General features: G+C 66.1%; 23 protein-coding genes and 2 tRNA genes. 10 read left to right on the top strand and 15 right to left on the bottom strand.

The window, feature by feature from the left end; translation table 11 throughout:
* Positions 1-18: 18 nt before the first annotated feature.
* The 8 genes from J2X42_RS17965 to J2X42_RS17930 all read left to right on the top strand — a co-directional run bounded on the left by J2X42_RS17965 (position 19) and on the right by J2X42_RS17930 (position 5,942).
* Complete coding sequence (locus tag J2X42_RS17965; RefSeq protein WP_310167198.1) at positions 19-1,584, top strand: alpha/beta hydrolase; 1,566 nt, start codon at positions 19-21, stop codon at positions 1,582-1,584.
* Between the two features lie 95 nt (positions 1,585-1,679).
* Positions 1,680-1,752 (top strand) — tRNA-Thr (locus J2X42_RS17960).
* A gap of 133 nt (positions 1,753-1,885) precedes the next feature.
* Entirely contained in the window at positions 1,886-2,335 is a 450-nt protein-coding gene (locus J2X42_RS17955; RefSeq protein WP_310167196.1) for a hypothetical protein, read from the top strand.
* Between the two features lies 1 nt (position 2,336).
* Positions 2,337-2,732 (top strand): PEP-utilizing enzyme, encoded by a 396-nt coding sequence (locus J2X42_RS17950; RefSeq protein WP_310167195.1) that lies wholly within the window; start codon positions 2,337-2,339, stop codon positions 2,730-2,732.
* Between the two features lie 17 nt (positions 2,733-2,749).
* A complete protein-coding gene (locus J2X42_RS17945; protein ID WP_310167194.1) occupies positions 2,750-3,334 on the top strand; it encodes a hypothetical protein in 585 nt (194 codons plus the stop codon).
* 113 nt (positions 3,335-3,447) lie between these two features.
* Complete coding sequence (locus J2X42_RS17940) at positions 3,448-4,737, top strand: hypothetical protein (protein ID WP_310167193.1); 1,290 nt, start codon at positions 3,448-3,450, stop codon at positions 4,735-4,737.
* Between the two features lie 20 nt (positions 4,738-4,757).
* Positions 4,758-5,717: a hypothetical protein gene (locus tag J2X42_RS17935; RefSeq protein WP_310167191.1), complete on the top strand. Its 960-nt coding sequence runs from the start codon at positions 4,758-4,760 to the stop codon at positions 5,715-5,717.
* A gap of 39 nt (positions 5,718-5,756) precedes the next feature.
* On the top strand, positions 5,757-5,942 hold the full coding sequence (locus J2X42_RS17930; protein WP_310167190.1) for a hypothetical protein: 186 nt from the start codon (positions 5,757-5,759) through the stop codon (positions 5,940-5,942).
* Between the two features lie 87 nt (positions 5,943-6,029).
* On the opposite strand, the gene J2X42_RS17925 is transcribed toward J2X42_RS17930, so the two are convergent.
* The 11 genes from J2X42_RS17925 to J2X42_RS17875 all read right to left on the bottom strand — a co-directional run bounded on the left by J2X42_RS17925 (position 6,030) and on the right by J2X42_RS17875 (position 17,103).
* Positions 6,030-6,878 (bottom strand): aldo/keto reductase, encoded by an 849-nt coding sequence (locus J2X42_RS17925; RefSeq protein ID WP_310167189.1) that lies wholly within the window; start codon positions 6,876-6,878, stop codon positions 6,030-6,032.
* Positions 6,879-6,961: 83 nt separating this feature from the next.
* Positions 6,962-7,417 (bottom strand): hypothetical protein, encoded by a 456-nt coding sequence (locus tag J2X42_RS17920; protein WP_310167188.1) that lies wholly within the window; start codon positions 7,415-7,417, stop codon positions 6,962-6,964.
* A gap of 7 nt (positions 7,418-7,424) precedes the next feature.
* Entirely contained in the window at positions 7,425-8,057 is a 633-nt protein-coding gene (locus tag J2X42_RS17915; protein ID WP_310167186.1) for a bacterial proteasome activator family protein, read from the bottom strand.
* A 38-nt stretch (positions 8,058-8,095) separates the two neighbouring features.
* On the bottom strand, positions 8,096-8,560 hold the full coding sequence (locus J2X42_RS17910; RefSeq protein WP_310167185.1) for a GNAT family N-acetyltransferase: 465 nt from the start codon (positions 8,558-8,560) through the stop codon (positions 8,096-8,098).
* Between the two features lies 1 nt (position 8,561).
* A complete protein-coding gene (locus J2X42_RS17905) occupies positions 8,562-8,765 on the bottom strand; it encodes a YbdD/YjiX family protein (RefSeq protein WP_310167184.1) in 204 nt (67 codons plus the stop codon).
* Entirely contained in the window at positions 8,765-11,065 is a 2,301-nt protein-coding gene (locus J2X42_RS17900; RefSeq protein ID WP_310167183.1) for a carbon starvation CstA family protein, read from the bottom strand. Before J2X42_RS17900 ends, J2X42_RS17905 begins: the two co-directional genes overlap by 1 nt.
* A gap of 247 nt (positions 11,066-11,312) precedes the next feature.
* Positions 11,313-11,597 carry a DUF1540 domain-containing protein gene (locus tag J2X42_RS17895; RefSeq protein ID WP_310167182.1) on the bottom strand — a complete coding sequence of 95 codons (285 nt, stop codon included), beginning with the start codon at positions 11,595-11,597 and terminating at the stop codon, positions 11,313-11,315.
* Between the two features lie 136 nt (positions 11,598-11,733).
* Positions 11,734-14,634 carry an FtsX-like permease family protein gene (locus J2X42_RS17890; RefSeq protein WP_310167181.1) on the bottom strand — a complete coding sequence of 967 codons (2,901 nt, stop codon included), beginning with the start codon at positions 14,632-14,634 and terminating at the stop codon, positions 11,734-11,736.
* 1 nt (position 14,635) lies between these two features.
* A complete protein-coding gene (locus J2X42_RS17885; RefSeq protein ID WP_310167180.1) occupies positions 14,636-15,373 on the bottom strand; it encodes an ABC transporter ATP-binding protein in 738 nt (245 codons plus the stop codon).
* Positions 15,370-15,981: a PadR family transcriptional regulator gene (locus J2X42_RS17880; protein ID WP_310167179.1), complete on the bottom strand. Its 612-nt coding sequence runs from the start codon at positions 15,979-15,981 to the stop codon at positions 15,370-15,372. The genes J2X42_RS17885 and J2X42_RS17880 overlap by 4 nt, the downstream gene beginning before the upstream one ends.
* Positions 15,982-16,119: 138 nt before the next feature.
* The gene (locus J2X42_RS17875) at positions 16,120-17,103 is read right to left on the bottom strand and encodes an NAD(P)H-quinone oxidoreductase (RefSeq protein ID WP_310167178.1); all 984 of its coding nucleotides are present in this window, start codon (positions 17,101-17,103) and stop codon (positions 16,120-16,122) included.
* 108 nt (positions 17,104-17,211) lie between these two features.
* Here J2X42_RS17875 and J2X42_RS17870 point away from each other — a divergent pair.
* Positions 17,212-17,299: transfer RNA gene (locus tag J2X42_RS17870), tRNA-Ser, on the top strand.
* Positions 17,300-17,469: 170 nt separating this feature from the next.
* Complete coding sequence (locus J2X42_RS17865) at positions 17,470-18,279, top strand: VOC family protein (RefSeq protein ID WP_310167177.1); 810 nt, start codon at positions 17,470-17,472, stop codon at positions 18,277-18,279.
* 115 nt (positions 18,280-18,394) lie between these two features.
* Here J2X42_RS17865 and J2X42_RS17860 read toward each other — a convergent pair whose 3' ends face one another.
* From J2X42_RS17860 to J2X42_RS17845, 4 genes are read right to left on the bottom strand one after another with little or no spacing between them, the layout of a single operon-like run.
* Entirely contained in the window at positions 18,395-19,318 is a 924-nt protein-coding gene (locus J2X42_RS17860; RefSeq protein WP_310167176.1) for a TauD/TfdA family dioxygenase, read from the bottom strand.
* 42 nt (positions 19,319-19,360) lie between these two features.
* Positions 19,361-20,236, bottom strand: coding sequence for an ABC transporter permease (locus J2X42_RS17855; protein WP_310167175.1), 876 nt, complete (start codon positions 20,234-20,236; stop codon positions 19,361-19,363).
* Positions 20,236-21,132 carry an ABC transporter ATP-binding protein gene (locus tag J2X42_RS17850; RefSeq protein WP_310167174.1) on the bottom strand — a complete coding sequence of 299 codons (897 nt, stop codon included), beginning with the start codon at positions 21,130-21,132 and terminating at the stop codon, positions 20,236-20,238. Before J2X42_RS17850 ends, J2X42_RS17855 begins: the two co-directional genes overlap by 1 nt.
* Positions 21,133-21,135: 3 nt before the next feature.
* The gene (locus tag J2X42_RS17845; protein ID WP_310167173.1) at positions 21,136-22,218 is read right to left on the bottom strand and encodes an ABC transporter substrate-binding protein; all 1,083 of its coding nucleotides are present in this window, start codon (positions 22,216-22,218) and stop codon (positions 21,136-21,138) included.
* Between the last annotated feature and the right edge of the window lie 294 nt (positions 22,219-22,512).

The raw sequence follows: 22,512 nt of genomic DNA, 5'->3' as shown, positions 1-22,512 counted from the left end.
TTACAAGGAGACCTCTCGATGACTGCTCGCCCCCTGCCCGTACGCCGCCGATCCCTGGGGACTGGACTGCGGGCCGCCGGCGCCCTGGTCCTGGCCATGGTGCTGGCCTCGTGCACCCTCCTTGGCAGCGGAAAGCAGGAGCAGGGCACTGCGACAGCCAAGGCGGATCCGTCGATCGTTGCCACTGCGCCGGAAGGGCTCGATTCGTTCTACTCGCAGGAGGTCGTCTGGGAGCCGTGCGAGAACGGCTTCCAGTGCGCCAAGGTGACGGTGCCGCTGGACTATTCAAAGCCCGACGGCGGGACCATCCAGATTGCCGCCCTGAAGGCTGCGAGCACAGGCAAAAAAACCGGAACCCTGCTGGTCAACCCGGGTGGACCGGGCGCGTCGGGCTACGACTTCGTCAAGGATGCCGCGGGCACCCACTTCTCCAAGCCCGTGCGGGACACTTACGACCTGGTGGGCTTCGATCCCCGGGGCGTGAAGCGGTCCTCCCCTGTCACCTGCATGACGGACGCTGAACGGGACGCTGCCCGCGCCAAGGTGTACGCACTCGACACCGACGCCGGGCTGGCCGCAGCCCTGGCGGACAACAAGGCCATCGCCGCGCAGTGCGCCGAGCAGACAGGGCCGGCCCTGGGCCTCATCGACACCGTCAGTTCGGCCAAGGACCTGGACATCCTGCGCGCAGTGGTCAATGACGACAAGCTGAACTACCTGGGCTACTCCTACGGCACCTTCCTCGGGTCCACGTACGCTTCGCTGTTCCCCGACAACGTGGGCCGCATGGTCCTGGACGGTGCACTCGATCCGTCCATCAGCAACGAGGAGCTGACCAGCGGCCAGGCCCGGGCCTTCGAAAAGGCAATCAGGACCTACGTGGCCGACTGCCAGCAGGAAGACGGCTGCCCCCTGAGCGGCAGCGTGGACGACGGAGTCCAGCAGATCCGCGACCTCATTGCCGCGGTCCAGCAGACGCCGCGCACGGCCAAGGACGGGCGCCTCGTGAACGCCAATATGTTTGTCAGCGGACTCATCACGCCGCTGTACAACGACGCGAGCTGGCCAGCACTGACCCAGGCCCTGGATGCGGCTATGACCGGTGACGTGAGCCTGATGCTCCGGCTCGCCGACCTCGGCGCGGACCGCACGTCGAACGGGACGTACTCGTCCAACTCAACGTTCGCGTTCAACGCCATCAACTGCCTGGACTACCCGATGGTTTCGGACACGGCCGGCATGCGTGCCGAGCAGCAGCGGCTGATGGCAGACTCCCCGACGCTGGGATACTTCTTCGCGTACGGGGGCACCAACTGCGTGGACTGGCCTTACCAGAGCGTGCGGACACCTGCCCCGGTGGAGTACTCCGGCGAGTCCCCCATCGTGGTCATCGGAACCACGGGCGACCCCGCCACCCCGGTGGAATGGGCCGCGTCGCTGCGCAAGCAGCTGGGGAACGCCTCCCTGCTGACGTGGAAAGGTGAGGGACACACGGCCTACGGCCGGTCCAACAGCTGCATCGGCGACGCCGTGGACAGCTACCTCGTGGACGGCAAGGCTCCAGCCGACAACACGGTCTGCTGAGCCTGCCTCGGCGCCCATTTTGACCCGGGCGCAGGGACTCTATTACAGTTGACTCTTGCATGAACCAGCCGGTTCAACCGGTCCGATCATGCGGTGCTTCCTTAGCTCAGTCGGTAGAGCGTTTCACTCGTAATGAAAAGGTCATCAGTTCGATTCTGATAGGAAGCTCGGGATAAACCCCGTGTTGTCGTTGATTTCGACGATAACGCGGGGTTTTTCGCTGGTTAAGCAGGAAACCTTCCCCCGGCATCGCATCAACATAGTGTTGACAACAAAATGTTGATGGACAAGGCTGGGCGTTATGAAGGAGCCAAGGGCACGGCGCGGCGGGGCGGACATAAACGGGGCCGAGGCAGGCAGCAGTAACAGCGACGGCGCCGCAGCTGCTCAACAGGACCAGGCGACGCGGTTGTTGCTGGACAGGGGCGCGTCCGAACTGCCCCACCGGCCCTGGCTGCACGAGCAGCAACCACCTTCCGCGAGCGACCTCATTCGGCACGTCCTGTGGCGGGCCAACGGCAGCGGGCATGGAGCGCCAGCGGAGGCCCTGGACGTGCAGGCAGGACTGGCCCTCATTTCCGCCGCGCGGGCGGAGATGGATGGGCTGGAAACCGCGCTCCTGTTCCTGGCGCGGGAGGCGGGGCTGACGTGGCCGCAGATTTCCCACAGCCTTGGCCTCCGCTCCGCGCAGGCCGCCCAGCAGAGACTTGACCGGCTCTCAGGCAGGCCCACGGCGGGCTTGGCGGACTGACATGGAACCCGAGTCAAGACCCCAGGCCGGACCGGAACGTGCAGACCCTGCCGGGGACGTTCTCACGGGAACAGGCGCCAGCCCCGGTACCGTCCGCGGGATTGCACGCACGGTTCGCAGCATCGATGAGTTCTCCGCGGTGAGGCCAGGCGACGTCCTGGTCTGCCGCACCACCGATCCGGCGTGGACACCGCTCTTCGGGGTGGCTTCCGCGGTGATCACAGAAACGGGCGGGATGCTGTCACATGCCGCCATCGTGGCCCGCGAGTTCGGCATTCCCGCCGTTCTGGGCGTAGCCGATGCCCTCACCCGGATCCGGACCGGAACGACGCTCGAGGTGGACGGAACCCGGGGAACCGTCCACCAAGGACCGGCACACGGCGGAGCAGCTCCCTGATGGGCGGGCAGGCGTGCATGCTGCTCACCCTCCACGCCGTGAGGCTGCTCGGGTTCGCTGGCACCGGGTCAACTGCACTGCGGTTTGGGCAGGATCCCGACGACGTCGAACGTCTCCTGATCGATGCAGGCGCCTACGGGTGGGCCGTAAGCTCCTCCTTCGGAGGTGCGAGGGGCTGGTCCCTGACCGTGGCCGGCAGGACTGAAAACGAGCGGTTACTGGCCGAGGAGCTGAAGAGCACTGGCGGGCAGGCAGTGGTCACCGGAGTGCTGGCGGACTTTGCATCACTCAACGCAGACGTTGTCGCCGCCTGCGGCAAGCTTCAACTTGAGTCGCTATCAGCCGGACACCGGCCAAATACCGGGACGGATGAGGCGACACACCACACCCTCATGCAGGCCCAGGCAGCCCTCAACGAACTGGAAGTCCGACTGGCCGCTGCGCTGCCCCGGTTCGGCGGCTACGCCGCACGCCTCAGCAAAGCTTTGGATGAGGCTGCCATCGACCCTGCTTGGCTAACCGCCACCGACCGCGATTCCTTCCACCGCATCTGGTTCGAGCTGCATGAGGACCTCATCGCCACCCTCGGCATCCACAGATAACCCTGAACGGCACCCGCCGCTGAACCCGCACTTTTCCCGCAGCGTGCTTCGTTTGCCGTAGACCGTGCCCCGCGGGAAGCCCAGACTTAATCCAGCTGGACGGAAGGGCTCTGATGCGTGGAAAAATCCTGGACACCCCAATCGGACGCCGAAATTTCTTCATTGGAGTCGGCGCGGCCGCCGTCACGGTGGGCGCAGGCGGCCTGGTGGCGAGCAGGTACGGCCAGGGAGGCGACCTGAACGCGGGTACACCCACCGCGCTCAGTCTTCCTCTGGTCGCGTGGGAGGGCGGGCCCGGGTACTGGCGGGCATTTCCGAAGGCGGCGGCAGCAGGCTGGACCGATCCGTCGTTCTTTCCGCTGGCCGTATTCTTCGGACGGCCGGCACACGCCCGGCAGCTGAAATCAGTGGGGATCAACACTTTCCAGGCGGTGGAGCACAACGATCCCCTGAGCGTGGCCACGGCGGAAGGGATTTTCTGCATCGTCCAGGATGAGTTCACCGCCGAGGAGATCGGCGACGATCCATATGCTGTGGGGCTATTTGCCTACGACGAATGCGACATGGGTTTGGGATGTGGCGGCGGCGGCACCGAGACGAACCTTGCAAACATGCACCATCAGGTCGATGCACTTCGCCAGCGGAATGACGGCCGGTTCATCAATGCCAACTACTCGAAGGGCGTGTTGGAGTCGTATTGGGCGCTGGGCACCATGGATGACTTCATGGCCGCGGTGGACGTCGCCAGCGTGGACAACTATGCGTACACCTCCCCGGACACCGGCTACGCGATCACCCAGTCACAGCATTGGCCGATCGGAACGCCCACGATGCGCTCGGCCACGTATGGCTGGCTGGTGGACCGAATGCGCGCTTTTCAGGCGGAGCCCGGCAATAAGCCGAACTGGATGTTTGTGGAGACCGCAATGCCCTTCCTCAACGACGACGGCGCCCGCACCATCAGTCCGGAGGAAATCGAAGGCGCGTGCTGGTCGGCCATCATCCACGAGGCACGGGGCATCATGTTTTTTCAGCACAACAATGATGGGGTTAACGGCGGATACTCCCTGGTGGACTGCAGCGCGGAACGCAAGGAACTTATCCGGGCATCAAACGCCAAGATCACCTCGCTGGCTCCGATCATCAACACCCAGTCATACGAATGGGACTTCGGGCCGGACACCGACACCATGCTGAAGGCATGGAACGGTTCAGCCTACATCTTCGCTGAAATCGCCCTGGCCACAGAGCCGGGCGACAGGACCTTCATTTTGCCCGCTTCGATTCCCGGCAGGTGGGTGGACGTCGTGGACGAAGGGCGGGCAATCGAAGTGAAGGACGGCGCCTTCTCGGATGCCTTTCCGCACGAATACACCCACCATGTCTACCGGATCGCCCTCTGACGCCACCCTATGATGGCGTCATGGATGACCAGGAGCTGGCACGCATCGCCAATGCACTGTACGCGTTGCCGCTCGACGGGTTCATAGCAGCCCGAACGGCGGCAGCGAAGGAGGCGGCAGGAGCTGGCGAGGGACTGCCGGCCGCCGTCCGCGCCCTGCCCAAGCCTTCCGTGGCTGCCTGGGCCGTCAACATGCTGGCCGCGCACCAGCCCGGGGTACTGGAACAGCTCAACGAGCTTGGCGGGCGGATGCGCGCCGCTCAGTCATCCCTGGACGCTGCGGGCATGCGGGACCTGGGACGGGAGCGCCGGACGCTGCTGGCCTCCGCGGTTGACGCCGCCTGCTCGGTCGCGGAGCAGCACGGGAGGCGGATCAGCGGCGCCGTGGCAACCGCCGTCGAAGAGACCCTGCGGGCGGCGACGGCCGACGAAGGCGCGGCCGCAGCCGTTAAGAGCGGGCGGCTGCTGCAGGTCCTGTCCGCCGACGGCGTGGACACCGTGGACCTCGACGGCGCCGTTGCCGTTCCGGGTGCCGTCGCCGCGCCACGGACCGCAGCCCCGGCACCGGCCGCGGAGCCGGACAAAGCGACCACTGCGACGCCGGCTCCGGCCCGCGGCCCGGCGAAGCCGCGCCTGCAGGCGGTGCGGCAGGAACCACGGCCGGCATCGCCGTCGGCCCTGGAAAAAGCCCAAGCGGCGGAACGTGCGGCCTCCGAAGCCGCCGACGAGGCAGCGCGGCAGGCACAGGAACGGCTTGACGACCTGACGGCAGCGGAGTCCGGCTTTGCGCGCCTGGCCCAAGAGGCGCGGGAACTCCGGGCCACGCTCAAGTCAACCGAGGAGCAGCTGGAACGCACCCGGAAGCTGAAGGAAACAGCTGCCGCGGAAGCCAAACAGGCCGCCCGCGCGGCGGACAAGGCGCAGCGCTCAGCCATGCTGGCAAGTGAACGGGTCCTCCGGCTGGGCAACACGCGGAGCTGATGCGCCGTTATTGTCAGACCCCGGTTGCACACTGGATTAATGGAAAACCAACTGGTTCAGGAATTTCACGTGACGTACTTCGATGCCGATTCCGGCAGGATCCGGGCCGAGAGCTTTGACACGCTGGCGGAAGCCGAGCGCTTCGCTGACCGTTCCTGCTCCGGCGAGGAGTCGTGGGCCGTCATCGACGCCGTCGCAATCGAGCAGGTACGCATCGCCGCTTAACGCAGGAAGCCCCGCCCAGCCCGGATAAACCGGGAAGGGCGGGGCTGACGGCACTCCGTCATGGAGCGCCGCGCCTGTCAGCGGGCTTTAGGCGAAGTCGGAGACGGCGGGATCCGGGCCGATCCTGCCCTCGCCGCCGGCGGTGCGGTCCAGGCCGTTGATGGCTTCGACATCGCCGGCGTCGAGGGTGATGTCCAACGCCGCGAAGTTCTCCCGGATGCGGGACTCAGTGACCGACTTCGGGATGACGACGTTGCCTACCGCCAGGTGCCAGGCAATGACCACCTGGGCGGGCGTCGCCTGGTGCTTGGCGGCAATGGCGCCCACGGTTGCATCCTCCAGGAGCTCGCCGCCCTGCCCCAGCGGGGACCACGCCTGGGTGATGATGCCCTGGGAGGCACCGAACTCGCGCAGTTCACGCTGGCTGAAGTACGGGTGCAGCTCGATCTGGTGGATGGCCGGAACCACGCCGGTTTCGTCGATCAGCCGCTGCAGGCCCTCGACCGTAAAGTTCGAGACACCGATGGACCGGACACGGCCGCGCTTCTGGAGCTCAATGAGGGCCTTCCAGGTGTCCACGTACTTGTCCTGCTTAGGCTGCATCCAGTGGATCAGGTACAGATCCAGGGTCTCGAGGCCCAGACGGTCCAGGGATTCCTCGAAGGCCGCGAGGGTGGCATCGTAGCCCTGGTCGGCGTTCCACAGCTTGGTGGTGATGAAGATTTCCTCGGCGGAAAGGCCGGAGGACGCAATCGCGCGGCCGACGCCTGCCTCGTTGCCATAGATCTTGGCGGTGTCGATGTGGCGGAAACCGGCCTCGAACGCCTGGCGGACCACCTTCTCCGCGACGCCGTCCTCAACCTGCCACACACCATATCCAAGCTGGGGAATGGTGTGTCCGTCGTTAAAAGTGAGTGTGGGAGTAGAAGAAGTCATTCCGCCATCGTGCCAAAAGATCGCCGGTGGCCGAAACGAAACGGCCCGGCTAAGCCACACGCGTAACCGGGAATACTCCCGGGCTATCGGCCTGCAGCGTCCTCGGCGAGGCGGCGTTCGGCGTCGGCCACCTGTTCGAACACGGACTCGGCACGCCTCCGAACGGAGGCCGCCCCCACCGGGACGGGCCCCACGGCAAGCCGCAGCATCGCGGCCGCCTCTGCCGTGGTTGCCAACGAATTTCCGGCCTTGGACAGCGACCGGTGGACGCCGGCAAGGGGTCCCGGAATGTCCAGTCCATCGCTGGGCGACCGCCGCTGGGCCTCCACGCAGATCTCGCGGACCCGTTCCAGGAGTCCGGCCAGTTCGTTGGCGATATCAACCAGCTCGGCGTACAGCTGGTCGTCCTCGACGCCCTCCAGCACCTGGTGGTACCGGTCCAGGCCACGGTGGAACCTGTCGTGGGCCCGGCGCCACAGGCCCTGGCCGAGTTCGGCGTCGTCTTTGCGCCCTTGGCGGGCGGCGGTAAAGAATCCCAAAAAGAACCTACAGGTACTGGCCGGGACCGTGGTCCGGATCCTGCGGCTGTCCGGGCTTGCCCGAAGCATGCCCCTGGCCTGCCGCGGAGGCGCGTTGCGGCTCGCCGTTCTCGCCAATAACAACTCCGGGAGCAATCACCGTTCCTGGCGGAAGCTGCCTGAGCTGGAGCTGGGCTGCCGCATGTTCCCTGGCGGCGTGCTGGGCCGCAATGGCCGTCTGGATTCCGTGGAAGAGACCTTCCAGCCAACCCACCAGCTGGGCCTGGGCGATGCGGAGTTCGGCATCCGAAGGCGTGGCGTTGTCAGGGAAAGGCAGGCTGATCCGTTCCAGTTCCGCCACCAGCTCGGGCGAAAGCCCGTCTTCCAGTTCCTTGATGGAACGCTCGTGGATCTCTGCCAGGCGGCCCCGGGCGGCCTCGTCCAGCGGGGCAGCCTTAACTTCCTCCAGAAGCTGGCGGATCATGGTGCCGATCCGCATGACTTTCGCGGGTTCGTCCACGAGGTCCTGCAGGTTGCTTGGCCTGGGCTTCCCGCTGGCTGCCGCCCGATCAGCACCTGGAACAGAGGGCCCGGCGGACTCGAGGGTTGTGCCCTCCACAGGGAGGTCGTCTGATGGCTGAGTGTCTTTCGGATCGCTCATGCGTTCATACTCTCACGAGCCGGCGGCACCCAAGCCAGTCAATGAAGCTGCTTGACCAGAATCTCGCCCTCGTCCGGTGTGAAGCCGGATTTCAGGTAGAAACCCACAGCATAGGTATTCGCCGGAACCCACACCTCCAACACGTCGTTGCCGGCCATCCAGAGCTCCATGGTTGAGACGAGGGCAGTGCCGACTCCCTGCCGCCGCCACTCGGTATGGACCCCCATCTCCATCAGCAGCAGCTCGGCCCAGGGTCCGGCGGTGCGCCTGCGCTGCACGATGCAATGCAGGAAGCCCACTGTCAGCGGGCCGGACTCGGCGACCCAGAACAGCACGGACGGATCGGCCAGGAAGGCGCGGGCGCCGTCGGGCGTTAATGCCCCCGACGGCGCTCCGGAAGGGTCCTCGTCAAACAGGTTGTCAGCCTCGGACAGCCTGTTGAAAAGCTCAGCGTCCTCCGGACCGAGCCTGCGGATCGCAACCCCGCCGGGCAAGCCCGTCACGTCAGCAGCACCGGCCCTGCGGGTTTGAGTCCTGGCGGTCCGTCCGGTCCCGCCAGAACTCCCGTTCGGTCAGTGGAGGCTCCTGGTGCCCTGCCTCCCGGTGGTACTCCACATACTTGGAGTACGCGTCCGCGCCGAGGACACCGCCGAGGTACCGGGCGATCTCCCGGAACCCGGTGGCAACGGCGGCCAACCCTGCGCTCATCAGTGGTGCCGTGCCCTTTCGAACCGCAGGTCGGCGGGCAGTTTGTTCCATTCCGCCATCAGCTCCCGTTCCGCGGGGGTGGGGATAAGCCCGGCTGGTGCGAAGACCCTGGACGGCCGTGCCTCATCCTCGTGGTTGCTGCTGGCGATTCCCGCCTGCCAGTTGCGGAAGGCCTTGTAAGTGGCCAGGACCGCGGTGGCAATAACGATGATGCTCAGCACCACGAAGATAACGGACAGCCAGCCCTGGATTGCCGTGTTGCGGACCACGGCCTCCATTGCGACCACACTCTTGGCGGAGCCGAATTCGGTCTTGCCGTCTGCGAGCGCCTTCGAGAAGGCTGCGTTGTTGGCGAAGTAGCCCACGGCCGGGACCGGGGAGAAGATCTTCTGGAAGCTGGCCGTAATAGTGACCACCGCTGCGAAGGCCAGCGGCAGGGCAACAATCCACAGGTACTTGAAGGTTCCGCGTTTGGCGACGATGGCCAGGCAGACCGACAAGGCGATGGCAGCCAACAGCTGGTTGGCGATGCCGAACAGCGGGAACAGCGTATTGATCCCGCCCAGCGGATCTGTCACACCCATCAGTAGGACAGCTCCCCAGGCGCCCACCATGATGGCGGTGCACAGCCAGGCGCCGGGGCGCCATGAGTGCTCCTTGAATTTCGGGGCGAAGTTGCCGATCGAATCCTGCAACATGAAGCGTGCCACGCGCGTCCCGGCGTCGACGGCCGTCAGGATGAACAGCGCCTCGAACATGATGGCGAAGTGGTACCAGAAGGCCATCATCGCGGTGCCGCCGACGAACTGCTGCATGATGTGGGCCAGGCCGACGGCCAGGGTGGGGGCGCCGCCGGTGCGGGAGACGATGCTTTCCTCGCCGACGTTCCGGGCCGTCTCGGACAGCAGATCCGGGCTGATGTTCACGCCGGCCAGTCCAAGGCTGTTGACCCAGGTGGCGGCCGTTTCCACGGTTCCGCCGGTCAGCGCGGCAGGGGCATTCATGGCGAAGTAGAGTCCGCGGTCAATGGAGATCGCCGCGACGAGGGCCATGATGGCCACGAAGGACTCCATCAGCATGCCGCCGTAGCCGATGAAGCGGGTCTGCCGCTCTTTCTCGATGAGCTTGGGGGTTGTGCCGGAAGAGATCAGGGCGTGGAAACCGGATAACGCGCCGCAGGCAATGGTGACAAACAGGAACGGGAACAAGGCCCCCGGGAAGACCGGCCCGTTCTCCCTGCTGGCGAACTCGCTGAAGGCCGGGACAGTGATTTCCGGCCGGACCACGATGATGGCAAGCGCGAGCATCACGATCACGCCGATCTTCATGAATGTTGAGAGGTAGTCTCTGGGCGCCAGCAGGAGCCAGACAGGGAGGATGGCGGCGATGAAGCCGTACACGATGAGGCCCCAGGCGATGGTTACCTTGTCCAAAGTGAAGAACGCAGCGCCCCACTCTGTGTCCGCGACAAGGCCGCCTCCGATGATGGCCGCCATGAGCAGCACGAAGCCGATGAGTGAGACTTCCATGACCTTGCCGGGCCTGAGGAAGCGCAGGTACACGCCCATAAACAGGGCGATCGGGATGGTCATGCCGACGGAGAAGACGCCCCAGGGGCTTTCGCCCAGGGCGTTGACGACGACGAGGGCGAGGATGGCGACGATGATCACCATGATGAGCAGGGTGGCAATCAGCGCAGCGGTGCCGCCGATGACGCCCAGCTCCTCGCGGGCCATCTGGCCCAGGGAACGTCCGCCACGGCGCATGGAGAAGAACATCACCAGGTAGTCCTGGACGGCTCCGGCGAGGACGACGCCCACAACAATCCAGATGGTGCCCGGGAGGTATCCCATCTGGGCGGCGATAACGGGTCCCACCAGCGGACCAGCGCCGGCAATCGCAGCGAAGTGATGGCCGAACAGGACGTTGCGGTCGGTGCGGACGTAGTCCCTGCCGTCAGCCTTGTACTCGGCGGGTGTGGCGCGCCGGTCATCGGGCTTGGTGATGTACCGCTCGATCACCTTGGAGTAGAAGCGGTAACCGATCAGGTACGTACAGACCGAGGCAAAGACAAACCAGATCGCATTGACGGTCTCGCCCCGGATAATGGCCACCATGAACCAGGCAACGCCGCCGAGCAGGGCGATGGCTGCCCAGAGCGCAATCTTGGCGGGGGTCCATTTCTTGTCTTCGGTCTCACGGACGGCGTCGTCCACGGCAGTTGCCGGCAGCTTCGGGTCGGTGGCCAGTTGGCCACCCCCGGGCCGCGGGCCACTCAGTTCGTCTGGCATTCCGGCCATGTCTCCTCCTTGAGATTTACTGCGTCAGTGATTTGCTCCAAGGCACCCTACCAATGCGGGGCCAACAAGAGGCCCGCTTTGCGGCTGGCCTGCGTGTCCCTGCGATGAGCGGCGGGCGCCGGGCGCCAAGCGACGGTCCCGCCGGGCGCCGGCGGGCTGTTTGCCCTGCTGAGCGCACGGAAGGCCTCCGTCCGGGGTTTCCCGGGCGGAGGCCTTCTGGATGTCTGGTCCCGGATGGGAGCCGCAACTACGCGTGCGAGTAGGTGAGGCAATCCGCGTTGTCAGCACCCGGTCCCACATGGACTTCAGGGGCATTGCACATCAAATGGTCGTTGTGGACACACTCGGAACGCTGGCACGCTCCAACATCTGCCAGGACCTTGGGCAACCCACCGTGCATGCCGGTGTCAATGAAGGTGGCACAACTGGCGTGGTCAGTACTTCCTGCGACCGTGATGGCATGGGCTGTGCAGCCTTCGTGGTCGTTGAAGGAGCAACGGGTAACACTGCAATCGGCAACATGCGTTGTCATAAGAGGTTCCTCCGTATCCGGCTGCCCGGGCTGGACAGCGTCCTGCCTCCCACCGTAGGCCCGATCGGTCCAATCAAAAAGACCCAACTGTGTGACGTAATTCCGCCCGGTTCCAGGCCTTTTTGCGGAGTACGGCTCAGGTCCCGGCCTCCCGGCGGGACATCGGCAACCTCGCCCGGGTAAACAGCCAGGCCAGGGCGGCACCGGTCAGCGGGACGGCGACCAGCAGGGCGGCCAACTGGAGCCAGGGAACGACGGCGGTGCGCGCCAGCCCGGTGGCGGTCACCACCAGCACCGCGGGCACGGTGCCGGCAGCACTTCCCAGCACGGTTCCCAGACCCGCCGTCATCAGGGCCTGCGAACCTGCGAGCGCTTTCCGAAGCCGTGGGGCCGCCCCCACGCCGGCAAGGGTCACATGGTCTTTGCGGGCGTCCGCCATGGACAGCCCCGTGGTGATGCCCGCCGCGCTCAGGGTGATCAGCGCACCCAGACCAACAATGGACCAGAGAATCAGCGAGGAATCCCGTTCCGCCCCGCGCTCCACACGCAGCGACGTGTACTGGTTCCCGTAGACAGCGGCGAGGGCGGAGGACGCCTTGTCCGTCTGGGCGGCATCGGGGAAGGCGCTGAGCTGGACCAGCAATGCCCCGTCTTCCAGGAGCATTCCCGCTGCGGCCGCAGCCTCAGGGGAAACGATTCCGTAGTAGGGCACATTGACGTCCGGCTCCAGCACCGCCGCGGCCAGGTCCGTCCTGCCTTCTTCCTGGTATCCCTGGAAGGCATCGGCGTTGGCAACCCCGGGCGAGGGTTTCCGCACGTCCTGCGCCACAAGGGCCACGCGCCCGTCGCGGACGAAGACGGGATTGGTCACCACCATCCCGCCGGCGGCCAGCACGTCGCGCGCTTCCGCCGTCGGCGCCTTTCCAAGGACTTTTTCCACGTCATCCGCTGTCCCGACGACGATTGAGCCGACGCTGCCCTGGGATGCATACGGGCGCATCGGTCCCTGGCAGCGCCAGTCGTCGGGGTCGAGGACACGCTGGCCGGCAGTCTTCGGACACTCGTTGCCTTCGGGAACGGCCAGGGAGTATTGCAGGCAGCTCGATGTGGACGTCCGGGCAGGTGCGGCGTCAATGAGTTCCGGGCGCATCTCGCAGTTCCGGATACCGGGCGTGCGAAGCACACGGGTCCATTCAACCGTGTCCAGGGCACCGTCCAGTGCTGATGCCACCGCGGCAGGGTCCATCTGTTTCGGTTCCGGCACGGTTCCGTCGGCCTGCATGGCCTGTCCGGCTAACAGCGGCACGGCCGCCTGGTTCCGCAGGGCCGACCAGTAGTGGTTTTCCTGTTCGTTGGCCTGTTGGCTGGAAGCCAGGACCATGCCGGCGCTGGCGAGGGTGGCGGCCGCGAGGACGGCAGCCACCGCGGGCACCGTCCGGCTGCGGTTGCGTGAAGAATCCCTGGCGGCCATGCGGGCCGCGAGTGGCAACCGCCCGGCCCGCCGGGCGAGGAACGCCACCACGCTCCCGGTCAGCAGGACCAGGGACACCACACCCAGGACGGCGCCTCCCAGCAGGAACCAGGCGATGACCGGCGTCCGCGAGATGAAAACATCCGGGTCTGCGCTGGAAAGGGCAAGCCAGCTCCCCGTTGCCAGTGCGGCGGCGGCCACGACCAGCAGGACGGCGCCGAGGACCGCAGGCCGCCTGCCGGCGGCGAGTGGTGCCCGTCCCGATTTGAGCGCACCGAGGACGGCTTGGTGTGCCACCTGCCGCGCAGGTGCCAGCGCGGCCAGCAGGCAGGCGGCGAAGCCCATGGCCATGGCCACGACGGTCAGGAGCGTGTCCGGATGGAAGCCCGGGAAACGGACCGACCCATTCATGCGCGCCACAAAAACGACGGCGGCGGACGCCCCCAGTCCGGTGGCCGCACCGGCTGCAACGGCGATGCCGCCCAACCAGAGTGCCGCGGCCATCACCACCGAGCGGAGGGTGGCGGTTTCGGCTCCCGACGCCGCCAGCAGTGCCAGTTCGCGGACCTGGCCTTTGGCGCCGACGGCAAACGCGGCGCCCGCGAGCAGCCCCACTTCGAGAAGCGCCAGCGCGCCGAGGAACGCCCCCGTCACGTATGCGGAGAAGGGCGTTGAGCTGTCGTACCCCGTTGATGCGCCGTCCGTACCGCGCTGGTCCTCAGGTGGCGGGTTCAAAGCCACTGTCCTGGACAGCACGGCGACCCCCGCAGCATTGGCCTCCCGGACCTGGCTCCAGGTCACGGGTTCCGGGCCCACCAGGTAATACATCGTGCCTTTGACCACTGCCGGCTGGGGTACCCCGGACTGTGCGGATTCCTTCGTCGCCTGGTCACCCAGGCCGCCCTGCCCGGGTGTGAGGTACACGATCGAGTTGCTGTCCGAATAGCCGGCGTCGCGAAGAGTCCCCACCACCACAAACGTCCCGGCCGACGTCGACAGCTCCTCCCCCAGTCCCAGCCCGAACCGTTCCAGCAGCCCCGGCGATACGAGCATCTCGGCGCCGGTCGCAGGCGCCCGGCCCTGGAGCAGTGTGTACTTGCCTGCAAAGGCCGGGGCGAGAGCGTCCACGGCCCGACCGACGAGCGGCACCTCGGCCGCGCCCGACTCAGCGGTCAGGTCCAGGGTGGTTTCTGGCAGCACGGCATAGCCAGCGGGCAGCACGTCCTGCGGATCCTTCGGCACGAAATCAGGGTCGCGGTCCCAGTTGTTGGAAGTGACCCGGGTTTCGTTGACGGGGTCCTGGACCATATGGCCGTTGGCCATGGCCATCGGCCGGAAGCGGGCCTGCGTGCCGCCGAGCTGGTACTGCACGCGCTCCGCAACGGTCTCCTGGCTGCTCTGGAACAGCGTCAGGGCACCGGTCATGGCCGCCACCGGCAGCATGATCAGCAGGATGATGAGGAGGGAGCGCCCTTTGTGGCGGCGGATATCGCGCCGCGCCATGCGAACGGCGACACGGAAAGCCTGCCGGCGCGCCCCGGGCGCCGGCTTCAGGTCCAGCGCCACGTCAGTATCCGGCCTGCGCCAACAGCATGGCGGGATCGTGCATGGCAGCAGCCTGGTCCACGATCCGGCCGTCCCGGAGGAAAACCACCCGGTCAGCCCAGGCGGCGTGCCGCGCTTCGTGGGTCACGAGCATGACCGCTGCCCCGGCGTCAGCCCGGCCACGCAGCACCTCCATCACGCCCTGGCCGGTGGTGGAGTCCAGGGCTCCCGTGGGTTCGTCGGCCAGGATCAGCCGGCGGTCACCCACAATGGCCCGGGCGATGGCGACCCGCTGCTGCTGGCCGCCGGACATCTGGTCCATGTAACGGTCGGCGAGTTCCGGGATGCCCACCTGCCGCAGGGCATCCAGCGCCTGCCGCTGTGCCTTCTTCGCGGCGGTTCCGTCCAGTTCCAGCGGAAGTGCCACGTTTTCGGAAGCAGTCAGGGTGGGGACCAGGTTGAAGTCCTGGAAGACATAGCCGACGGCGCGGCGGCGCAGCCGCGCCAGTTCATTCAGTCCCAGCCCGCCCAGGGGCGTGGACTCCACAAAGACACCGCCCGACGTCGGCCGGTCCAGTCCCCCGGCCAGCGCCAGGAGGGACGATTTGCCCGAACCTGACGGTCCCATCACGGCGACGAACTCGCCGGCACTGACGGTGAGGTCAACCTCCCGCAGTGCAGCGACCGCCGTCGCTCCCTCACCGAACGTCCTGCTGACCCTGGCGAGTTCAAGGACCTGCTGCGGCCCCCGGACACTCACCGGCGGCTATCCGCGATGAGCGGGGCAGCCTCTTCCACAGTGACCCCGTTAGACGTTTTCCGTGCTGCTCCCTGGCCGGCGGACTGCGCCTGCTGCACCATGCGTGCCTCGCAGAGGTCCAGCCAGCGGACCTCCGCTTCCGTCTGGAAGATCAGGGAATCCAGTACCAGCAGCCAGGCCGTATCCGCCGAGCGCTGGTTTGCTGCAGTGTCCCGGCGTGACTTCGTGTAGTCCTGCAGGGCCCGGATGGACGCCACCCGCTGGGCCTGGATGATGGCCTGCACATCCACCCCCGGGAGCGTCACGGCGAGCGCCAGCTTGATCGCGAGCTCATTCCGCGGCGGGTTGTTGCGCTCCACGGGGGCCGCGAACCAGCCCTGCACTTCAGCCTTCCCTGCGGCGGTGATGCTGTAGACCACGTGGCCTTCGCCGTCGCCGCCGTCATTGCTGACCAGGCCGTCACGTTCCAGCCGGTCCAGCGTGGTGTACACCTGCCCGATGTTCAGGGGCCAGGTGGCGCCCGTACGGTTCTCGAACTCAACCCTGAGCTGGTAGCCGTAACGCGGCTGGTCCTGCAGCAGGGCGAGGAGGCTGTGGCGGATTGACATGATGCTCCTAGCGGTGGCGTCAGCGTCGGTATGCACGGACCCCCAAGACCCGTGCATACCGCGTATGGAGTGAGACTAGCCCACTTGCCCACCCGAAGCAATACTGAGTATTTATCGGCGCGCCCCCGGCAGTACCCGCTACATGACCAGCAGGACCTTGCCCACGTGCTCGCCGCTGTCGAAATACCGGTGGGCTGCCCGGACCTGGTCCAGCGGGAACGTCTTGGCCACAAGCGGCCGGATCTGTCCGTTGGTGATGAGCGGCCACACGGACTCCCGGACGGCGTTCATGATGGCGCCCTTTTCCGCCACGGGGCGGGGCCGCAGCGCGGTGGCCACCACGGCCGCGCGCTTCCTGAGCAGCTGGCCAAGGTCAAGCTCGCCCTTGGTCCCACCCTGGAGGCCGATCACAATCAGCCGTCCGTAGTCGGCCAGCGCGTCCACATTCTGGGGCAGGTACTTCGCTCCCACCACATCCAGGATCACGTCGGCGCCCTTGCCGCCGTTCTGGCGCCTCAGGCTCTCCGGAAAGTCCTCGTCGACGTAGTTGATGGCGATGTCGGCCCCCAGGAACGCCTTCGCGGTGCCCACTTTTTCGTCGTTCCCGGCCGTGGTGGCAACCCGGGCACCCAGCGCCTTCGCCAGTTGGATGGCCATGGTGCCGATGCCGCCGGTGGCGCCGTGGATGAGCACGGTTTCGCCGGCCTGCAGCTGCGCGGTCATGACCAGGTTCGAGTACACAGTTGCGGCCACCTCGGGCAGGGATGCCGCAGTGACCACGTCGACGCCCTCGGGAATCCGCAGGACCTGCTCCGCCGGAACGATGACCTGCTGGGCATAGCCTCCGCCGGCCAGGAGCGCCACCACTTTGTCGCCCACGGAAAAGGGCTTGCTGACCCCGGGGCCGAAGCCTGCGATCCTGCCGGAGACTTCAAGGCCCGGGATGTCGGATGCGCCGGGCGGCGGCGGGTAGAAACCCCTGCGCTGCTGCACGTCGGCACGGTTGAGGCCAGCTGCGATGACGTCGATCAGCACCTCTCCCTGTCCCGGAATTGGAGCGTCCACGTCACGGACTTCCAGCACCTCCGGACCGCCAGGTTCTGAAATGTAGACGGCTTTCATGGAAAACTCCCGTTTCTTGCTGATTCGTGCCCCAAAACCAGTGTGCACCGGACGCACGCCAGACTCTGTTTTGTTGCAGCCAACTGCCTATGAAACACTACTCGTTAGGGAAGGTTGTCCGAGCGGCCGAAGGAGCTAGTCTTGAAAACTAGTGTGCGGTAACCCCGTACCAAGAGTTCGAATCTCTTACCTTCCGCGAATGGAACCCCGGTTCACCAGATTCTGGCGAACCGGGGTTCTTCGTTTCCTGGGGAACAGCGCGGGCCGGAGCGCCGCCGCCGGACCACTGCACCGGACCATTGAAACTGTCAGTGCCCCGGCATAGTCTCGTTCGTGTTGCCATCCTTCGACAGAAATGAGTCAACTATGCCTGCACCCGAGATCACCCCCGGCGCACCCTGCTGGATCGACCTGATGACATCAGACATCACCCGGGCCCGCCAGTTCTACGGCGAACTCTTTGGCTGGGAATACGAGACCGGAGACGAGGAGAAGTACGGCGGCTACACCACGGCGCGCAAGAACGGCAAGACCGTGGCCGGGCTGATGCAGAAGGATGCGGACCAGGCAGGCATGCCTGACGTCTGGTCCACGTACCTCCGCTCGGACGACGCCGCTGCCACTGCTGCGGCGGTCACCGCAAACGGCGGCCAGGTGCACATGGAACCGATGGATGTTCCCGAACAGGGCCACATGGCCATCTTCGGTGACGCCACCGGCGCGGCGATTGGCGTGTGGCAGCCCCGCGAAATGCGGGGCTATGAGCTGGTGGCCGAGCCCGGCGCTGCCGCGTGGCACGAGCTCCACGCCAAGGACTATGACGGCGCCGTGGCCTTCTACCAGAAGGTCTTCGGCTGGGAGACGGACGTCATGAGTGACACTCCGGAGTTCCGGTACACCACCCTCGGCGCCGGGGACTCCGCGAAGGCGGGAATCATGGACGCCTCCGGCTACCTTCCGGCGGAGGTTCCGTCCAACTGGCAGATCTACTTCTCAGTGGAGGACGCGGATGCCTCGATCGGGAAAGCCGTCTCCCTCGGGGCGACACTCGTTGACGGACCCGACGATTCCTCCTTCGGCAGGCTGGCTACCCTGGCCGACCCCACGGGTGCCATGTTCAAGATCGTCGCGGACAACAGGCCGGCGGATACTGCTTCGCCGTCCCCGGAGGCCTGAGGCCACTTACGTCACTGTCTCCAAAAGCTGAGGTGCCCTTCTCCGGCGGAATCTGCCGGGGAAGGGCACCTTCAGGTTAAGGACCAAGGAGGCCAGGCGCCGTGGGGAAGGCCTGTTAGGGCACCACCACGGTCTCGGAGTAGGTCGACGAGTCGCCTTTGATGGACGTGCTGCTGCGGCCGTCGACGCCGCGGGGAATGTCGCCGGCGATGGTCACGCGGTTCAGCGTGCGGGGCTGGCCGTCGTAGTTGTCCGGGGCGTAGTGCTGGGTGATGCGGTTGTCGAAGAGCACCAGCTGGTCCGGCTCCCAGTTCACCCGGACCACGTTTTCCGGGCGGGTCACGTACGCCTGCAGGAGCCGGAGGATGTCCTTGGACTCGGTGTTGGACAGCCCCACGATCCGCAGCCGCTGTGCAAAGCCGCCAATGAAGAGGCCCCGCTCGCCCGTCAGGGGGTGGACGCGGACCACCGGGTGGGCGGATTCGAAGTGGATCCTGGTGAATTCCTTGCGCCGTTCTTCGGCGTTGGCGTGTTCCAGGTTCTTGGGCACGGAGTAGTCGTAGTCGTTGGTGTGGATGGCCCAGAGAGTGTCGGCGAAGTTCCGCAGCTCGTCCGGCAGGTCCTGGTACGCGCCGGCCGAGGAGGCGATGAGGGTTTCCCCGCCATAGGCAGGCAGGGTGATGCTGCGCAGCGTGGAGGCCTGGGGCGGATTGACCACAAAGGTCACGTCCGTGTGCCAGTTGTTCGCACTGCCGTTTTCGCTGTCCACAGGCAGGACCGCAGGCTTGCCCTCCACGGAAGCCACCGTGGGGTGGGCCTTGGTGAGCGGGCCGAAACGGCTGGCAAAACGCACCTGGTCCTCGTCCGTGCGGATGTTGGCGTTGCGGAACACCAGGGCCTTGTGGACGTTCAGGGCGGCACGGATCTGCGCCACGGTGTCCGCGCTGAGGTCTGCGCTGAGGTCCAGCCCGCGTATTTCGGCGCCGATGCGGGAGCCCAGCTTGGTGAATTCGAGCTTGGTTTCGGTGATGGTGGTCATGTGCTTGTTCCTTACTGGTCAGTGGTGCGGAGAGTGGGTGTGTCAGGTGCCGGAACCGACGGCGGTGCGCCAGCGGGAGAAGTGCCGTTCCAGGGCCACGAGCAGGACGTTGACGAGCAGGCCCAGCACGGAGACGGTCAGGATGCCGGCGTACATGTCCGGGATGAGGAAGCTCATCTGCGAATTGACGATCAGGTAGCCCAGCCCGGCTTTGGCTCCCACCATTTCGGCCGCGATCAGCACCAGGATGGACGACGTTCCGGCCATCCTGATTCCGGTGAAAATCGTTGGCACTGCCGACGGCAGGATCACTTTCTGGAAGAGCCGGAAGCTGTTCAGACCCAGTGATTTGGCGGCCCGGATCAGCAGCGGGTCCACGGTCCGGACCCCCGCGATGGTGTTGAGCAGGACCGGGAAGAACGCGGCGTAGGCGACGATGGTGATCTTGGATTCCTCGCCGATGCCCAGCAGCAGGGTGAACACGGGCAGCAGGGCCAGGGTGGCTGTGTTGCGGAAGAGCTCCAGGAGCGGGTTCAGGAACGAGTTCAGCCAGCCGTACCAGGCGATCAGGAGCCCCAGCACCACGGCGGACACCACGGCGATTCCGAAACCGGAGACCGAGCGCGTCAGGCTGGCCTGCAGATGGCTCTGCAACTGGCCGGATTCGACCAGTTTGGCTCCGTCGGCGAGCACCTCGTGGAGCGGGGGCAGGAAGACACGGGTGGACGGTCCTGCCAGGTATTGTGGGCCGAATTCCCAGAGGGCCAGGAACAGCAGGACGGCCAGGGATTTCCAGCCTGCCCGGCCGGCGTAGCCTGCCAGAACAGACAGTCTGCCGCTCTGGTGCCGCGTTTCCGGCGGGGCGGAATGTCCGACGTCGGCAGTCGCCTCAGGCGGTCGGGTCAACACAGCGGTCATCAGGCCGCGCTCCTTTCAAGGGGCTGTTCATCGGGGGCTGTGCCGTCCGGGAGGATCTTCCGGTGGCCGGAGCCCTGGGCGAGCCGGACCTCATCGTGGAGGAGGGACCAGACCTGGTGCCGGTGTTCCACGAAGGCGGGGTGCGAGCGGATGTCCGCGTCGCCGTCGCGGTCGGGAATGTTGATGTCCACGATTTCCTTGAGCTTGCCCGGGCGGGCGCTGAGGACTGCCACGCGCTGGCCGAGGTAGACCGCTTCGTCGATTCCGTGGGTGATGAACACGATGGTCTTGCCCGTGGCTTTCCAGATCCGCAGGAGCTCGTCCTGGAGCTGTTCGCGGGTCTGCGCATCCAGGGCCGCGAAAGGCTCATCCATCAACAAAACATCCGGCTCATAGGCGAGGCTTCTGGCGATGGCCACGCGCTGCTTCATACCGCCGGACAGTTCGTGGGGGTACCGGTCTTCGAACCCCGCCAGGCCCACCAGGTCGAGGAACTCGCTGGCCTTGGCCGCGCGTTCCTTCCTGGACAGGCCGGTGTTCTCCAGGCCGATGGAGACATTGGCTGAGGCCGTACGCCAGGGGAACAGCGCGTACTGCTGGAAGACGACGGCTCGGTCCTGGCCCGGCCCGGTCACTTCCTTGCCGTCCACGAGGACTTTTCCGGACGTGGGCCGGGACAGCCCGGCCAGCAGGTCCAGGAGGGTGGTCTTGCCGGAGCCGCTGGGGCCCACCAGGGTGAGGAACTCGCCGGCAGCCACGTCCAGGCTGAGGTCATCGAGGGCCGTGAGGACGGAGGGTTCCGCCTGGCGCCGGATACTTTTGCCGCCGCCTTTGCCCTTGCCCGGCCGGACGGTGAATTCCTTGGTGACGTTTTGGAGACTGATCTTGGGTGTCATCTTCTAGCCTTTCGAGGTTGCAGCCGGCACTGGGGTTTCGAGCAGGTTGAACTCGTTGGTGTAGAGCTTGTTGGTGTCCAGGTCGCCGGTGATGATTCCCGCGGATTTCAGGTAGTCGGCCCAGCGGGTGAAGTCCCGGTCCTGGATCCGGCCGCCGGGCGACGCCACGCCAACGCTCTTCCAGTACTTCAGGGCCTCGGCGCTCTCGTTGCGGCCCCGCTTGGCGATGATTTCCTCAAACTTGGCGATGACCTGCTCCTTCGGGGTGGTGCGCTCCCACTCGATGGCCTTGGCGACGCCGGTCACCAGCGTGCGGCTGGTTTCCGGATTCTTCGCGAGGAAGTCCTTCCGCAGGACGTACTGGCCGGCGTCGAAGGGTCCGCCGATCACGCCGACGTCGGTGAATAGGGCGCGGATGCCGCCCTCGGCGATCGCCCGGTCCTGGAGCACCCCGCCCAGGGTCCCGACGTCCACCTGCTTCTTGCGGAGGGCCACCTCGGTCTCGTTCGGCGGGACCACAACGAGCTGCACCTGCTTGATTTCCTCCGCCGTCAGGCCGCTGTTCTTCAGGTGCGTGGTGATGACCGCTTCGTGGTGGGCGCCCAGGGTGTTCACGGCGATCTTCTTGCCGATGAGGTCCCGGGCGGTCCTGATGGGGCTTCCCTCCTCCACGTAGTACCCGGTGAAGGTCTCGTTGTCCTCGCCGTAGTAGTTGACGACGGCCTGGACGGGGGCGCCGGCTTCGATCAGCTTGATCACGGCGCCGGTGAACGCTCCCCCGATGTCGGTCTGGTCGGTGGCCACGGACTGGATGCTCTGCGGTCCACTGGTGGTGTTGCTGACCCACTCCAGCTTCACGTCCTTCAGGTAGCCGAGGTCCTCCGCCACTTCCACCAGGGCAACGGTGTTGGGCGAACCCTGGTAGCGGACGGTCTTCACTTCGGTTCCGCCGTCGCTCCCGTTGGGCTGTGCCGTCGCCGCACCGCCACAACCGGTCAGCACCAGCGAGACTGCCACGGCTGCGGCCATGGCAGCTGCCATGCCTGCGGCAGGGAGAGTTCGGGCGGGCAGGAGTCGGTTTTTCATGGTGGCGATTCTTTCTGCAGATCAGGTCTGGATCCGGGCCGGCTGGCTCGTGGGAACCACTAGAGCAGAGAAGAATCGGCGGCAGAAGAGGTGCGTTCACAGCGCGAAACCGCACGCAACGGCAGGCCATCCGGGGTAACGGGAGTCCCCGTGGCGTCGTGCACCGACACAGCGCTGCATGCGGTGACGTGCAGCGAAACCTGGGGCAATCCGGCGTAAGGCAACGAGGTAACGCGTCGTCATCACCGTCAACACAGCGACGCGCAGGGCCGCGGCGGCGCAACACGCGATGCT

Origin of the sequence: Arthrobacter sp. BE255 (genome assembly GCF_031457335.1) — a bacterium.
In the GTDB taxonomy this organism is placed as follows: domain Bacteria; phylum Actinomycetota; class Actinomycetes; order Actinomycetales; family Micrococcaceae; genus Arthrobacter.
This window is presented reverse-complemented; position numbering and strand designations above follow the sequence as displayed.